Origin of the sequence: Bacillus rhizoplanae (assembly GCF_917563915.1) — a bacterium.
In the GTDB taxonomy this organism is placed as follows: Bacteria; Bacillota; Bacilli; order Bacillales; family Bacillaceae_G; genus Bacillus_A; species Bacillus_A rhizoplanae.
This window is the reverse complement of sequence record NZ_CAKJTI010000001.1, coordinates 182,383-197,247: the sequence shown is the minus strand read 5'-3', so window position 1 is coordinate 197,247 and position 14,865 is coordinate 182,383. Positions and strand designations below refer to the sequence as shown.

The window sequence follows — 14,865 nt, the reverse complement described above, 5'->3', positions numbered from 1 at the left end:
TTACAACAAGTTATTATTTTCAAAAAGCAAAAAGAGCTGCATCAAAGCAGCTCTTTTTTTATTTAACAACTGTCAAATGAGTAAGATGTGTAAAAAATCGTACGCATAGCAGTTTTATCCCGCATTAACGGGTAGTAAGACCCCGATTGGTTCAACTAACCATCAGTGGAAGATAAAGCCCCCCCACTGACGGAAGTTTCACTTTATTTTATTGTTCCAATTCAATCAGCAAATCACCTGTTTGAATTGCCTCTCCATCTTTCACATACACTTTTTTCACCGTACCAGTAAATGGAGCTTGTACAGTTGTTTCCATTTTCATCGCTTCTGTAATTGCCATGGAATCACCTTTTTTCACTATATCTCCTTCATTTACTACTACTTTAATTACAGTTCCCGGCATTGTTGCATTAATATGATTTGGATTTTCGCGATTCCCTTTCATTCGTTGTGAAACTGTCGCTTTGACACTTTCATCTTTTACAATAATTTCACGAGGTTGTCCGTTAAATTCAAAATAGACAACACGTGTACCATCTAATTGTGGTTCTCCAATCGAAACTAATTTCACAATTAATGTTTTACCACGTTCAATTTCCACACCAAGCTCCTCACCAAGTCTCATACCATAGAAGAATGTTGGTGTATCAAGAACAGAGATATCTCCATATTGCTCTACAACTTTTTGATAGTCCATAAATACTTTCGGATATAACGCATACGCTACAATATCAAACATCGTTACTTCACGACCAAGCTTATGGAATAACTCTTCTTTTACCCCTTCAAAATCAATTGGTTCTAACAGTTCACCTGGTCTTACTGTTAAAGGCTCTTTTCCTTTTAAAATAATTTCTTGTAACTCTTTCGGGAAACCACCGTACGGTTGTCCAAGATCACCAGAGAACATTTCTACAACTGATCCTGGGAAGTCTAATGCATGACCACGCTCATAAATATCTTTCTCTGTTAAATGATTTTGTACCATAAATAGAGCCATATCACCCACTACTTTTGACGATGGAGTTACTTTAACAATATCACCAAACATATCGTTGACACGGCGATACATCACTTTCACTTCATCAAAACGATCTCCTAAACCGACAGCTTTTGCTTGTTGCTGTAGATTACTATATTGACCACCTGGCATTTCATGCATGTACACTTCTGTATGCGGTGCATTCATTCCACTTTCAAATGAAGAATAATATTTACGAACATCTTCCCAATAATGAGAGAGCTTCTCTAAAGATTTCACATCTACATTCGGTTGTCTTTCATTTCCTTCTAATGCATAGAACAACGTATTAGCGCTCGGCTGAGATGTTAATCCTGCCATAGAGCTTACCGCAACGTCTACAATGTCAACTCCAGCTTCAATTGCTTTCGCATATGTTAATACACCGTTTCCGCTCGTATCATGCGTATGAAGATGAACCGGAATCGATACCGTCTCTTTTAATGCGGATACTAAATCGTATGCTGCATTTGGTTTTAATAATCCTGCCATATCTTTAATACCTAAAATATGAGCACCTGATGCCTCTAACTCTTTTGCTAAGTTTTTATAGTAATTCAAATCATATTTACTGCGCATTGGGTCATGGATATCACCTGTGTAACACATTGTTGCCTCTGCAATTTTACCGCTTTGACGTACAGCATCAATTGCAACGCGCATACCTTCTACCCAGTTTAAACTATCAAAAATACGGAATACATCAATGCCAGCCTGCGCAGAACACTCTACAAATTTTTGAATTAAGTTATCTGGATAGTTTTTATATCCTACTGCATTTGAAGCACGAAGAAGCATTTGGAATAATACATTTGGCATGCTCTCGCGTAATTGTAATAAACGTTCCCATGGATCTTCTTTTAAGAAACGATACGCGACATCAAATGTTGCTCCGCCCCACATTTCTGCCGAAAATAAATTCGGTAGCATTCTTGCTGTTGGTTCAGCAATTTGTTTCAACTCTTGTGTACGGATACGTGTTGCTAATAATGACTGATGAGCATCACGGAATGTAGTATCCGTTAATAAAACTTGTTTTTGTTCTTGAACCCATTTTACTAATCCATCAGCTCCGCGCTCATCTAAAATTTGCTTCGTACCAGTTGGAATCGGTTCAATATATTTCACATTTGGAACGCGCGCTTCTGCGAAAATCGGTTTTTCTTGTTTTCCCACTCCAGGAAATCCATTGACTGTTACTGTACCAATGTACGATAACATTTTTGTACCGCGGTCTTTTCGTTTCGGAAATACAAATAATTCCGGCGAAGAATCGATAAACGATGTATCATATTCTCCTGTTAAAAAGTTCTTATGTTTTACAACGTTTTCTAGAAACGGAATGTTTGTTTTAATACCACGAATACGGAATTCTTTTAAATTACGTTCCATTTTAGCTGCAGCTTGTTCAAATGTTAACGCCCAAGTTGTTACTTTTACAAGTAATGAGTCATAATATGGTGTAATAACTGCACCTTGGAAGCTGTTTCCTGTATCTAAACGGACACCAAAACCACCACCAGAACGATATGCCATAATTTTCCCTGTATCTGGCATGAAGTTATTAAGCGGATCTTCTGTTGTCACACGAGATTGAATCGCAAATCCGTGTGTAATTATATCTTCTTGTTTTGGAATACTTACTTTTTCGCTATGTAAAGCATGGCCATCAGCAATCAAAATTTGTGATTGAACGATATCAATGCCTGTAATCATTTCTGTAATCGTATGTTCAACTTGGACACGTGGATTTACTTCAATAAAATAAAAATTGTTTTCTTTTACAAGAAACTCAACTGTCCCTGCGTTAACATAATCGACATTTTTCGTTAATTGAACTGCAGCTTCACAAATACGATTGCGAAGTTCTTCTGAAAGAGACACACTTGGTGCTACTTCTACAACTTTTTGATGACGACGCTGCACCGAACAATCTCTCTCATATAAATGAACGACATTACCTTGTTCATCTGCCAATATTTGCACTTCAATATGCTTTGGATTTTCAACAAACTTTTCAACATATACTTCATCATTCCCAAACGCCGCTTTCGCCTCGGATTTCGCACGGTTATATGCTTCTTTTAATTCATCTTCGCTGCGTACGATACGCATTCCACGACCGCCACCACCAAGAGTTGCTTTAATAATAATCGGGTAATCATACGTTTTAGCAAAACTCTCTATTTCTTCAATTGTACTTATCGGACCATCACTACCAGGAATGACAGGAATATTTGCTAATTGCGCTTGTGTTCTTGCCTTCACTTTATCCCCAAACATATCTAAATGTTTACTCTTTGGACCAATAAAGATAATGCCTTCTTCTTCGCAACGTTTTGCAAATTTAATATTTTCTGACAAAAAACCATATCCTGGGTGAATTGCATCAACATGATTGCGTTTTGCGATTTCAATAATACCTTCAATATCAAGATATGCATCGATTGGCTTTTTACCTTCTCCTACCAAATACGCTTCATCTGCTTTATATCGATGATATGAACCGCTATCTTCTTTCGAGTAAATCGCAACTGTGCGTAGTCCTAATTCTGTACAAGCACGAAACACTCGAATCGCAATTTCACCGCGGTTAGCTACTAATACTTTTTGAATACGTTGCAGCCTTTTCATGATTTTCCCCCTCTATTTTTCTACCATTCATAACAACATAGCTTTGCCCTGCTTTAGCAGGAATAAGTACCTCACTTCTAGCAGTGGTATTCACCACCCGAAAGCTGCACTTTATTTTTATTCATCATACCTTATTTTTAGACAAATGATAAGCTTTCTGTCCAATTTGTCTCACAAAATTAGTATAGCATAAAATTCCATACACAACCAAGCTTTTTGTAAAACACATTTAATTAAATGTGATATACTTTTTTATTAAAAACCACCAAAACAGGTTCTTTTTTCTGGAATTATGCACAAAAAGAAGCTTTGTACACTTATACAAAGCTTCTTTATTTTACAACAACGAGATGTCTCTCTTGTTTAGGCTGTTGCTGTTGCTCCCGCCCTTGCTGTTCTCTTTTTTCTCTTTGTTTTACAAAGCTAGCTACATTCAATAAAATTCCCATAGCTAATAGGTTTGCTACTAAAGAAGTACCACCGTAGCTAACAAATGGTAAAGGTACACCAGTAAGCGGTAAAAATCCAGTAACTCCGCCTAAGTTTACAATTGCTTGCACACCAATCATACTACCTATTCCGATTGCAAGTAGACTCCCAAAAGGATCTTGACATTTTTGTGCAACTCGAAAAGCACGGACGACTATGACTAGTAAACATATTAAAATAATCGCTACTCCAACGAAACCTAATTCCTCAGATACAATTGCCATAATAAAGTCTGTATGTGGCTCTGGTAAATACCCATACTTTTGGATACTATTTCCTAACCCTCTACCACTTATACCACCAGAAGCGATTGCAACAAACGAATTAATTAATTGAAATCCACTTCCCTGTGGATCCGCAAACGGATTCCAAAATGTGGTAAAACGTGCAATTTGAACATCTGATAAAACATTTTTCCCTATGAAATACCCCAAGGGAATCCATATAATAGATGTAAGGGCAATTCGTTTCATCCAAAGTTGAAACGGTATGCCCGAACAGAACGTCATGATTCCAATCGTTGAAAGAATTAATAATGTTGTTCCTAAGTCAGGCTGTTTCAAAATTAAATAAATTGTAATTACTAAAAAAGCAACTACTCGACCAGCACCGTGCCAAATCGGTACATCTGTCGTTTGCTTTTTTGCATAGAAACGTGCTAATACAATGATAATTCCTACTTTAATAAACTCTGAAGGCTGCATCCCAAATACCCATGATTTTGCATGGTTCACAACCGTTCCCCATTTTAATACTATTAGCAGCATACCGATGCTACCGAGAACGATTAAAACGGTAACCATGCGCTTCCTCCATACTTGAAAAGGAATAAACATGATAACAAGCAATCCGATTGTCCCAACTAACATTGCTTTTAACTGCGATCGAAAAAAGTGATCGCTCGTCCATCCATATTTCGGATAATACTTTGTAATCGCAACGATAGAACTGGAACTATATACCATGATGACTCCGAGCACGCATACGATAACAAGAGGAAGCACTAAAGAATAATCTATGGACTTCCAAACTCTTTTCATTCAAAATCCTCTTTCTCTTTTCTTTTTTAACAGTTGTATTCCATATGTATTTGTGTTCTTCCTGCTTTTCAGGAAAACCATTTTTTTACACAAAAAAGCTCAAACTGATTCAGTTTGAGCTCCTTATTTGAACCAGCTATTATTGTTTGTTTGTAAAAGCTTCATGCAGTGCCGATAGCTCTCGTTCTAATTCTCCTAATATTTCCCTACCTTGTTCTTCCGCAATGAGACCAAGACGAACCGCAAAATCAACTTCACGGGATAAGCCAAACATTTGTGTGTCGAGCACCTCTTCGTATAATGGACATTGCGGCATCGTAAGGTTATCCATTTGCACCTTAATAAGTCTTAGAATTTTCTCAGCATCAGCTTGTAGAAGGGCAAGTGCCTTTTCCTGATGATTTGTTACTGTCTCAGACGCCAAATTGGTTCCCTCCGTTTCCGTCCTACTCTCCTATCCTATCTATTAATATTAGCGATAGTTTTCATAAATTGCAATAGAAACATTTCCTGTGACAATTGTCCATAGTGCTATTATACTGAAAAGTGGGAGTATAAGACAAATGGGGGAACAATAATGAGTGAAATTTTATTTATTAACGGAAATGTACGCTTTCCAATTACAATTGATCCAAGTGTCTGGATTTTTGATGATCGAAAAGTTGACTTAACAACATACTTTACAAGTCCAAAAGAAACAACAAATGAGTTAGACCACTATACGAAACAAGCATCTAAACATTGGGATCGTGAAATTAGAGAAGGAGCTATTTTCCCGCCTGTCAATAAAAGCATTGCAAGATTTGAAAAAGAGAAAATTATTACAGGGACATTTGGTATACCGCTCGCTCCTTTTTTACAAAATGCTGAAATTCCCAGCGATGCAACTCATGTAGAAATTCATACAGAAACTGGCATTACAACTATTCCATTACAAAAAGCAAAGGATGCTATTCTCGGTTTTTCTAAAAACGGAAAGCCGCTAAAAGAAGATGGTCCTGTTCATCTTTATTTTGGAGATAGCTCTAATGTCAATGATCCAATTCGATACATTCGAAAGTTTACCATCGTGTAAAGTGAAACTTCCATCAGTAGGGGCCCCTACTGATGGAAAACTCTCACCAATTGGACTTTTACAGGCCATTATCCCCTATCTCTTTTCTTAGTTTTCTTAGTTTTCTTAGAAGAGGTTCCGCGAATAGCGGGATAAACAAATAAGAGTGGCTTTTCACCACTCTCTCCTACAATAAATCCGCTGCTAGTTGCGCTAAATTAGAGCGCTCACCTTTCACAAATTTCACATGCCCACTAATTTTTTGTTCTTTAAACTTTTCTACAACATATGTTAAGCCATTATTATATTCATCTAAATATGGATGGTCAATTTGTTGCGGATCTCCCATTAAAACAATTTTACTTCTCTCTCCAACACGCGTTAAAATTGTCTTCACTTCATGTTTTGTTAAATTTTGCGCTTCATCTATAATAATAAACTGCTCTGGGATACTCCGTCCACGAATATACGTTAAAGCCTCCACTTCAATAGAACCCATTCCCGCTAAAATTGCATCTAATTCTCCAGGTTTTTTTGTATTGAATAAATATTCTAAATTATCATGAATAGGTTGCATCCAAGGCCTTAACTTCTCTGCTTTCTCTCCTGGTAAATACCCAATATCTTTTCCAACTGGAACAATCGGTCTTGCTACAAGTAGCTTTTTATACATTCCCAAATCTTCTGTTTGCATAAGCCCTGCAGCTAATGCTAATAATGTCTTCCCAGTTCCTGCTTTTCCAGTTAATGTAACAAGGGGAATATCTTCACGTAGTAATAATTCCATCCCCATAATTTGCTGTACATTTCGAGGTCGAATCCCCCAAATTTGCTCATTCGGAAAAATAAGCTTTTTTATTTTTTTTCCTGAATGATCAACAATACCGAGAGCTGAGCTCGACCCCCCTAAAGCATCCTTCATCACAATAAATTGATTTGGATAAAACGGATGATTTGCAATTTCAGAAAGAGACAGCTCTCCTTTTTCATAAAAACGATTTAAAATCTCTTTTTGTATGTAATACTCTAAAAAGCCCGTATATATGTTTTCTACTTCCGTAACACGATCACTCAAATAATCTTCAGCTTGTAAACCTAGAGCATCAGCTTTTACTCTTACAAGTACATCTTTACTTACAAGGATGACAGATTTTCCATCTTCTTTTTCTTGCTCTTCTACTGATAAATTTTTGGCAACAGCTAAAATACGATTATCATTTGTTTTTTCTACGAAAATATCTTGTAATTGAACAAATGAACGATGATTTAGCTCAATCCGAAACGTCCCTCCATTCTCGAGAGGAATACTTTCATGCAGTTTTCCAAGTTCGCGAAATTTATCTATTAGTTTTGATACGTAGCGTGCATTCCTTCCAACTTCATCCATATAACGTTTCTTTGAATCTACTTCTTCTAGCACAACAGCTGGAATAACTACATCATTATTTTCAAAAGAAAAAATAGATAACGGATCCTGCAAAAGCACATTCGTATCTAGCACATAAATTTTATTCAACCTGTTACCCCCTGACTCCACCATGAAATTTGTAGAACAAGGGTTTCATCCATATTATGGACGAACCATTGTTATAATTATATGTACGGTACAAACGAGATAGAATAGAAATCACTTGAAATATAAAGTGAAACTTCCATAAGCTGATTTTTTTCATCCTCCACTTATAGTTAGTTGAGCAAATCGGATGTATGCCAGCAGTTACCTCACCTACCTTCTTGGTTTTCTCAGAATCTTAAAGCAAGAGGGTTATCACCCGCAAATAACGGGATACAGAAAAAGGATGAACAACTTTCTTTGCTGCCCACCCTTTTTTCACACATTCTTCATCGCCGATAAAACTTGGTTATCTAACTTTGCCGCAGCACGAAGATCGTATGTTTTTTCATATTTTGGTTCAATAGCAAGCTTAGCACCGTAAAACATTACATCACGCACCTCTTGCACAGAAACTTCAATTAAAGTTAATTTAAGCGGAACACCTTCCATCCGCTCTGATTTTATAATCGCTTCACCACTAATAGAATATACAGATTCATTCGCCATAACAGTAAGAACAAGTCCTGCACGATGGCGTAAATTCTCTACAATACGCGAGCGTTGGTCCACTGCAAAACGGATAGATTTTTCATCCATTGCATATACCCATGAAATTGCATTTACATTTGGAACACCTTTTTCAAAATCAGTCGTTGCAATTGTGACAATACGTTCTTCACGCAACGCTTGCACTAAGATAGCTGTTAATGTTGGTTCTACTATGTTTGCCATGTTTCCACCTCCATAATCATCCATACTGATTCCGCTCTAACAGGCAATAAGACTCTCACTTAAAGAATGCAAGAAACCAATAAGGTAGGACTCTGCCCGTATGGTTCAACTAGCCATCAACAAAAATTCAAGCTCCTCGCTGATAGTTGTTTCACTTTATATAATAACTTATTTTTCGAATTGAGAAAATATTTATTTTTTCTTCTATAGTTCAAAAATATCTAGCACCCATGATATACTAAAGTATGATAGAACTTGTGCTGAGGTGAAGAAATGAGAGTCAAATGTATTCTTTGTGATAAAAAAGAAGATTTAAATGACGAAAATCCAGTGGCGAAACGGCTTCGTAACCGTCCTATTCATACATATATGTGCAAACAATGTACAGATCGAATTACAGAACGTACTTTAGAACGAAAAGAAACAGGACATTTTAGATTGTATCGTGATAAAACAGTAGAAGATGAATGGTAATCTATTACAAGGAGTATATGCTGAATTTACAAGCGGAATAACCATGGAAATTTTGTTAAAAACAATTGTGCACATAATGTAATACCGGTATTTATTGTAGACTTTATTCCTATCGTTAGGGCCATTCGTTTTCCAAAATAGATTTTCCCCTTACCATCTTTCTCTGTTCCTCTTGAACAATGGTAGCAATAAAGTGAAACTTCCATCACCAATCAGGCCCTTGCTGTCCGGAAATAGCTAGATAAAACAAACATCACTCTATAGTAGACCGACGTCCATCTACTATATGATGCAATACTACGTGTACCATACAAATAAGCCCTTATCAAATACGATAAGAGCTTATTTGTATTTTTCTGGCTCACGGTTCATTTGATCTAAAAAACAATCAATTAGTTCCAGTGGAAATCTTGTAGATTTCTTTTCACCTTCTTGTTCGTATGTAACAAAATACATATCCTCTTTCTTTTCCACTGCCACATCTTTTACATAATGATCTTCATGTAACATGTTCCGAAACAGCAAATATGTTTCTTGTGCAGCTTCATCATGTGGACGAGCTTCCGCAACAGTTTTAATCGTTAGCCAATTATATAATGCATCTTGTACAGATCGCATCAAATACTCCCCCTTTAGCTTACTTTTTGTTGCTTTGCTTGACGTAAACGTAATTTATAAATACCGAGCACAATAGCTGCAACAACAAGTCCTTCTCCTACTGGTAAAAAAACTGCAAAAAAAGTTAAAACAGTGCAACCAGCTGCTAATACTGTATAAATTATGACATTTTTTAATATGGGTAGCTTTCTAGCAAACCCTAAATTATACACGATAGCACTTAATATGATCATTGTACCGTAAAGAAGCCACATACCTATTTCAGGATTCCCATCAACATTGCATAACTTTGCAAAAAATGACATTCTCTCTACCACTACACTTCCCCCCTTTATCTAGCGCGAACGGACAATACGTCCTCCATCTCAACACACAAAAGAATCAAAGAAGATAGATGGAAGATAATTGCTCATAAGAGCCCAATTCATTCCACTCACCATCAATGCCTACTTATGGGAGTTTCACTTAATATGTCGCCTACTATAAGAGTACCTTGCAAAAAAAGTGCTGTCTAGATAAAAGATTAAATTTTCGAAAAATATAACTTCAAAAAAAAAGCTGCCTTTTTATAAAAAGGCAGCTTACATTTTTTACGCTTCTACAGATTTCTTTTTCTTAGCAGATCTTTCGCGCTCACTCTTATCAAGAATCTTTTTGCGAAGACGGATTGATTCTGGTGTTACCTCACAGAATTCATCTTCGTTTAAGTACTCAAGTGATTCTTCTAATGTCATAAGACGTGGTTTTTTCATTGTTGCCGTTTGATCTTTTGTCGCAGAACGAATGTTCGTTTGTTGTTTCATTCTTACAACGTTAACTGTTAAATCGTTCTCACGTGTATGTTCTCCAACAATCATACCTGCATACACTTCTGTACCTGGTTCTACGAAAATAACACCACGGTCTTCTACTTGACTAATACCGTATTGTGTTGCTTTTCCTGTTTCTAATGATACAAGAACACCTTGACGACGTCCGCCAACTTGGCCAGCGTGTGCTGGTTGATAGCTATCAAATGTATGGTTTAAGATACCATATCCACGTGTTAATGTTAAGAATTCTGTTGTATAACCGATTAAGCCACGTGCTGGAACCATAAACGTAAGACGGACTTGACCGTTTCCGTTATTCACCATATCAAGCATCTCACCTTTACGTGCGCCCATTGATTCCATAATAGAACCTGTATACTCTTCCGGCACGTCAATTTGTACACGTTCTACCGGCTCACATCTTACGCCGTCGATATCTTTAATAATTACTTCTGGTTTAGATACTTGTAATTCATATCCTTCACGACGCATATTCTCGATTAAGATAGATAAATGTAATTCTCCACGTCCAGATACAATCCAAGCATCAGGAGATTCTGTATTATCTACACGTAAACTAACATCTGTTTGTAACTGGGAACGAAGACGTTCTTCAATTTTACGAGATGTAATATATTTTCCTTCACGACCTGCAAATGGGCTGTTATTTACTAGGAATGTCATTTGTAGTGTTGGCTCATCGATACGTAATAATGGAAGTGCATCTTGATGTTCAACTGGACATACAGTTTCACCAACGTTAATGTCTTCCATACCAGAAACTGCAATTAAGTCTCCAGCTTTTGCTTCTTCGATTTCTTGACGTTTTAATCCCATATACCCAAATAATTTTGTTACACGGAATTGTTTTACACTACCGTCCACTTTCATTAAAGCAACTTGTTGTCCTACTTTCATTGTACCGCGGAATACACGTCCAACTCCAATACGACCAACATAATCATTATAGTCAAGAAGCGCTACTTGGAATTGAAGTGGCTCTTCGCTATTATCAATTGGCGCTGGAATATGGTCAACGATTGTATCGAATAATGATTTCATATTTTCTTCTTGGTTTGCTGGGTTTGAGTCCAAGCTTGCAGTTCCGTTCATTGCTGATGCAAATACAACAGGGAACTCTAATTGATCTTCGCTTGCACCAAGTTCAATGAATAAGTCGATTACTTCGTCAACTACTTCATCTGGGCGAGCAAAGTCACGGTCAATTTTGTTTACAACTACGATTGGAGTTAAGTTTTGCTCTAACGCTTTCTTTAAAACGAATCGTGTTTGTGGCATACAGCCTTCATATGCATCAACAACAAGTAAAACACCGTCAACCATTTTCATGATACGCTCTACTTCACCACCGAAGTCAGCGTGTCCTGGTGTATCTAAAATGTTAATTCTTTTATCTTCATAATGAATCGCTGTATTTTTCGCTAAAATTGTAATACCGCGTTCTCTTTCTAAATCATTTGAATCCATTGCACGTTCTTCTACGTGCTCATTTGCACGGAACGTCCCCGCTTGACGTAATAATTGGTCAACAAGTGTTGTTTTACCATGGTCAACGTGGGCGATAATTGCTATATTTCGTAAATCTTCTCGTTTTTTCAACATGTCCAACTCCTAGTGTCTTTTTAATCCTTCTCTATTATAAGAGCGAAGGGATACAATGGCAATCAAAATAAGATCAAGAATGAAAATATAGTTGTATTCTCACTTTTGTGAAAGTACAATGAAACTGGAGGGTGAAATATATGGAACAGATTCAATATCGCTTTTTATTAACAGCTATCATTGGCGTTATTTTTATGATTGGTATCGGGATTATGATTGCTGAGAAAAGTCCAATCGGTGTGATGATTTGTATTCTCGGTACAATCTTTACAATCGGATACGGATTTATGACAAAAAGAAAAATGCGTAAACTACAATAACAGCAAAAAGTAAGAAGCGATTTTCTATGCCTCTTACTTTTTTGTTTTTTCTATAGATTTTATACTCTTATTGTACATATTGTAATATCTCTTCGTACACACCCGGCCTTGCAACCAAAACGCTACTCTTCTCAATAATTCGAAGCGACTCTCCAGTAAAGGTTGTTACTTTGCCTCCAACTTCTTCTACAATAATCATTCCTCCGCCAAAATCCCACGGAGACAAACGCGGCGTCACATATGCATCCAATCGTCCTGTCGCTACATATACCATTTCAAGTGCTGCACAACCATACGAACGTGTTCCTCTTGCCTTTTTTACAAGCTGTGCCATCTTTCTCATATCAAGACGAGGATTATCAGTAAGCCACGTTGCATTTACAGCAATAACTCCTAAGGACACTTGATTCGGCTGTAACAACGGAATTTCTATATCATTACAAAATGCTCCTGCACCCTTTTGCGCATGATATAACTCATCATGAACTGGATCATATACGAGACCAATTTTTCCGATACCGTTCTCATAGATGCCGATTGAAATTGCAAAATTTCGCTTTTGATGAACAAAATTCATCGTACCATCAATCGGATCAATTAACCACACAATCCCATCTGATGAAGCTAACTCATCTCCATATCCTTCTTCTCCAAGAATATAATGTTCCGGAAAGGTATCTTTAATTTTCCCAATAAAAAACTGTTCAATTTCCCGATCCATATTCGTTACTAAATCCGAGGCATTTGACTTCGTTTCGATAATAAGAGATTGCTTCAACGATGAAACCAGGTGCTGTCCAGCTTCTTTTATCCATTGTTTTGCATACGCATCAATTTCTTTCCATACCTCTTGCATATTTAAACACTCCGATCTGTACAGTTCACAGAAAAAACGAACCCTTTATAAGGTTCGCACCAACTAAATTTTTATACATACACTATTATTACGCCTCTAACCGAATCATTTCAAGTCTTAACACTTCTAATTTTTTCATACACTCTTCTTTTTTCATATCATCATTTTCCATCATCGCATCATATAAAGTTGCTAATTCATAATCTAACTCTAAACGTAACACCGGAATTCTCTTCTCCGCATCTGTTCTTTTTAACGCATTAATTACCTGTCTCATATTCGTTTGCCCCCTCCCAATATTCGTTTGCCCTCAACCTGAAATTTACTTAATTTTCTGATTTTTTGTTTTATACTATATTATGTGGGATAAATCATCTATGCAACTAATTTGTATTTTTATCTGAAATTTTTTTATAAGCATCTTTTTTATGAATTGTACAAGCTATGCTAGAATAGAAACAAACTAGGAGTTGGAGGAACAACCATGACATCAAAAACTTTCAAAGAAAAAGATTTTACAGTATTCTCTGTGGATGGCCTGGAAGAAAGAATGACTGCAATTAAAATGAATATTCATCCGAAGTTAGAAGCTCTCGGCGAACAATTTGCTCATTTCTTAACGAAAGAAACTGGTGAATCCTTTTTCTATCATGTAGCAAAACACGCACGTCGTAAAGTCAATCCACCAAACGATACTTGGGTTGCATTTTCAACAAATAAACGCGGATATAAAATGTTGCCACATTTTCAAATTGGATTATGGGGTACACATGCTTTTATATACTTTGGTTTAATTTATGAGTGCCCACAAAAAATGGAAACGGCTCATGCCTTTTTAAAACATTTAAATGATTTAAAAGCAAATATACCAAATGATTTCGTTTGGTCCATTGACCATACTAAGCCTGAGGTAAAATCACATGATACCCTTCAATTAGAAGAGTTACAGAAAATGATCGAGCGGTTATCTACCGTAAAAAAAGCAGAGTTATTAGTAGGAGTTCATATGTCCCCAGAAGAGTTTACAAATCTTACTGATGAACAATTTATCAAAAAAGTCGAAGCGACGTTATACTCACTCCTTCCTTTATATAAAATTTGTAATCGATAAAGCAAAACGGACAATACATGTATTGTCCGTTTTTTGTTGTTATCCCATTATAACACTTCATGTTCTATTTTTCAAAATTTTTTTACATTTTAACGATATCTTCTTCTTCTAAATTTTTCGCCTTTTGAATTGTTCGATAAATGGAATAACCACTCACTTCTTGAAATTCTTTGTCGATTTTCTTTTCTTCTGCTTTCCCTGGTACAATCTCTTTAAAATGGCGATACAAACTCATAAGATTTTCTCTCTTCAACCCTTTCTCATAAGCTTGCTCAATTGCTTCATAAAATTTAATTACTGCAACCATTTCTTCCGTTGACCAATCATAGTCAATTGGATATTGATATTCCATGATAACACCTCATTTATTCCATTTCGTTCTTACTTGCCCCACTCTTTGCATTATACACTATTTCTTATTTTTTACGCATTGACCTTCCTGCGTAAAAAAAATGATAATTACCATTATTATTTTTCTATACATCTTCCAATATAGGTGATATAATGCTTTTGTTTTGTAGAACAT

15 protein-coding genes are annotated in these 14,865 nt (G+C 36.4%); 4 read left to right on the top strand and 11 right to left on the bottom strand.

What is annotated here, in order from left to right:
- Window positions 1–208: 208 nt before the first annotated feature.
- The 3 genes from pyc to LRP84_RS01090 form a co-directional block, all read right to left on the bottom strand.
- Window positions 209–3,655 carry a pyruvate carboxylase gene (pyc, locus tag LRP84_RS01100; RefSeq protein ID WP_230573385.1) on the bottom strand — a complete coding sequence of 1,149 codons (3,447 nt, stop codon included), beginning with the start codon at window positions 3,653–3,655 and terminating at the stop codon, window positions 209–211.
- 332 nt (window positions 3,656–3,987) lie between these two features.
- Entirely contained in the window at window positions 3,988–5,184 is a 1,197-nt protein-coding gene (locus LRP84_RS01095; protein WP_230573384.1) for an FtsW/RodA/SpoVE family cell cycle protein, read from the bottom strand.
- Window positions 5,185–5,323: 139 nt separating this feature from the next.
- Window positions 5,324–5,608, bottom strand: a complete 285-nt coding sequence (locus LRP84_RS01090; protein ID WP_230573383.1) for an Fpa/YlaN family protein — start codon at window positions 5,606–5,608, stop codon at window positions 5,324–5,326.
- A gap of 153 nt (window positions 5,609–5,761) precedes the next feature.
- On the opposite strand from LRP84_RS01090, the gene LRP84_RS01085 reads away from it, so the two are divergent.
- On the top strand, window positions 5,762–6,259 hold the full coding sequence (locus LRP84_RS01085) for a molybdopterin-binding protein (protein ID WP_230573382.1): 498 nt from the start codon (window positions 5,762–5,764) through the stop codon (window positions 6,257–6,259).
- 166 nt (window positions 6,260–6,425) lie between these two features.
- Here the strand turns inward: LRP84_RS01085 and LRP84_RS01080 are convergent, their stop codons facing one another.
- Both LRP84_RS01080 and LRP84_RS01075 read right to left on the bottom strand, forming a co-directional pair.
- Window positions 6,426–7,754: a PhoH family protein gene (locus LRP84_RS01080; protein ID WP_230573381.1), complete on the bottom strand. Its 1,329-nt coding sequence runs from the start codon at window positions 7,752–7,754 to the stop codon at window positions 6,426–6,428.
- Window positions 7,755–8,069: 315 nt separating this feature from the next.
- The gene (locus LRP84_RS01075) at window positions 8,070–8,525 is read right to left on the bottom strand and encodes a pyridoxamine 5'-phosphate oxidase family protein (protein ID WP_230573380.1); all 456 of its coding nucleotides are present in this window, start codon (window positions 8,523–8,525) and stop codon (window positions 8,070–8,072) included.
- A gap of 273 nt (window positions 8,526–8,798) precedes the next feature.
- Here LRP84_RS01075 and LRP84_RS01070 point away from each other — a divergent pair, with 273 nt between their 5' ends.
- Complete coding sequence (locus LRP84_RS01070; protein WP_230573379.1) at window positions 8,799–8,999, top strand: YlaI family protein; 201 nt, start codon at window positions 8,799–8,801, stop codon at window positions 8,997–8,999.
- A gap of 342 nt (window positions 9,000–9,341) precedes the next feature.
- On the opposite strand, the gene LRP84_RS01065 is transcribed toward LRP84_RS01070, so the two are convergent.
- The 3 genes from LRP84_RS01065 to typA all read right to left on the bottom strand — a co-directional run bounded on the left by LRP84_RS01065 (window position 9,342) and on the right by typA (window position 12,052).
- Window positions 9,342–9,617, bottom strand: coding sequence for a hypothetical protein (locus LRP84_RS01065; RefSeq protein ID WP_230573378.1), 276 nt, complete (start codon window positions 9,615–9,617; stop codon window positions 9,342–9,344).
- Between the two features lie 14 nt (window positions 9,618–9,631).
- Entirely contained in the window at window positions 9,632–9,934 is a 303-nt protein-coding gene (locus LRP84_RS01060) for a YlaH-like family protein (protein WP_230573377.1), read from the bottom strand.
- Between the two features lie 273 nt (window positions 9,935–10,207).
- Window positions 10,208–12,052: a translational GTPase TypA gene (gene typA / locus LRP84_RS01055; protein ID WP_230573376.1), complete on the bottom strand. Its 1,845-nt coding sequence runs from the start codon at window positions 12,050–12,052 to the stop codon at window positions 10,208–10,210.
- 140 nt (window positions 12,053–12,192) lie between these two features.
- Between typA and LRP84_RS01050 the strand changes: the two genes are divergently transcribed.
- Window positions 12,193–12,372 carry a DUF5325 family protein gene (locus LRP84_RS01050; protein WP_230573375.1) on the top strand — a complete coding sequence of 60 codons (180 nt, stop codon included), beginning with the start codon at window positions 12,193–12,195 and terminating at the stop codon, window positions 12,370–12,372.
- A 67-nt stretch (window positions 12,373–12,439) separates the two neighbouring features.
- Here LRP84_RS01050 and LRP84_RS01045 read toward each other — a convergent pair whose 3' ends face one another.
- Window positions 12,440–13,228, bottom strand: a complete 789-nt coding sequence (locus LRP84_RS01045) for an inositol monophosphatase family protein (protein WP_230573374.1) — start codon at window positions 13,226–13,228, stop codon at window positions 12,440–12,442.
- An 88-nt stretch (window positions 13,229–13,316) separates the two neighbouring features.
- On the bottom strand, window positions 13,317–13,505 hold the full coding sequence (locus LRP84_RS01040; protein ID WP_035429204.1) for a YkzI domain-containing protein: 189 nt from the start codon (window positions 13,503–13,505) through the stop codon (window positions 13,317–13,319).
- Window positions 13,506–13,712: 207 nt separating this feature from the next.
- Here LRP84_RS01040 and LRP84_RS01035 point away from each other — a divergent pair, with 207 nt between their 5' ends.
- Window positions 13,713–14,339: a YktB family protein gene (locus tag LRP84_RS01035; RefSeq protein WP_230573373.1), complete on the top strand. Its 627-nt coding sequence runs from the start codon at window positions 13,713–13,715 to the stop codon at window positions 14,337–14,339.
- Between the two features lie 82 nt (window positions 14,340–14,421).
- On the opposite strand, the gene LRP84_RS01030 is transcribed toward LRP84_RS01035, so the two are convergent.
- The gene (locus LRP84_RS01030; RefSeq protein ID WP_098305659.1) at window positions 14,422–14,691 is read right to left on the bottom strand and encodes a UPF0223 family protein; all 270 of its coding nucleotides are present in this window, start codon (window positions 14,689–14,691) and stop codon (window positions 14,422–14,424) included.
- Window positions 14,692–14,865 lie beyond the last annotated feature (174 nt).

Bases quoted from the DNA above. Each gene is read 5' to 3' on its own strand.
- pyc (WP_230573385.1), bottom strand. From the start codon at position 3,655: ATGAAAAGGCTGCAACGTATTCAAAAAGTATTAGTAGCTAACCGCGGT.
- LRP84_RS01095 (WP_230573384.1), bottom strand. From the start codon at position 5,184: ATGAAAAGAGTTTGGAAGTCCATAGATTATTCTTTAGTGCTTCCTCTT.
- LRP84_RS01085 (WP_230573382.1), top strand. From the start codon at position 5,762: ATGAGTGAAATTTTATTTATTAACGGAAATGTACGCTTTCCAATTACA.
- LRP84_RS01075 (WP_230573380.1), bottom strand. From the start codon at position 8,525: ATGGCAAACATAGTAGAACCAACATTAACAGCTATCTTAGTGCAAGCG.
- LRP84_RS01070 (WP_230573379.1), top strand. From the start codon at position 8,799: ATGAGAGTCAAATGTATTCTTTGTGATAAAAAAGAAGATTTAAATGAC.
- LRP84_RS01065 (WP_230573378.1), bottom strand. From the start codon at position 9,617: ATGCGATCTGTACAAGATGCATTATATAATTGGCTAACGATTAAAACT.
- typA (WP_230573376.1), bottom strand. From the start codon at position 12,052: ATGTTGAAAAAACGAGAAGATTTACGAAATATAGCAATTATCGCCCAC.
- LRP84_RS01050 (WP_230573375.1), top strand. From the start codon at position 12,193: ATGGAACAGATTCAATATCGCTTTTTATTAACAGCTATCATTGGCGTT.
- LRP84_RS01045 (WP_230573374.1), bottom strand. From the start codon at position 13,228: ATGCAAGAGGTATGGAAAGAAATTGATGCGTATGCAAAACAATGGATA.
- LRP84_RS01040 (WP_035429204.1), bottom strand. From the start codon at position 13,505: ATGAGACAGGTAATTAATGCGTTAAAAAGAACAGATGCGGAGAAGAGA.
- LRP84_RS01035 (WP_230573373.1), top strand. From the start codon at position 13,713: ATGACATCAAAAACTTTCAAAGAAAAAGATTTTACAGTATTCTCTGTG.
- LRP84_RS01030 (WP_098305659.1), bottom strand. From the start codon at position 14,691: ATGGAATATCAATATCCAATTGACTATGATTGGTCAACGGAAGAAATG.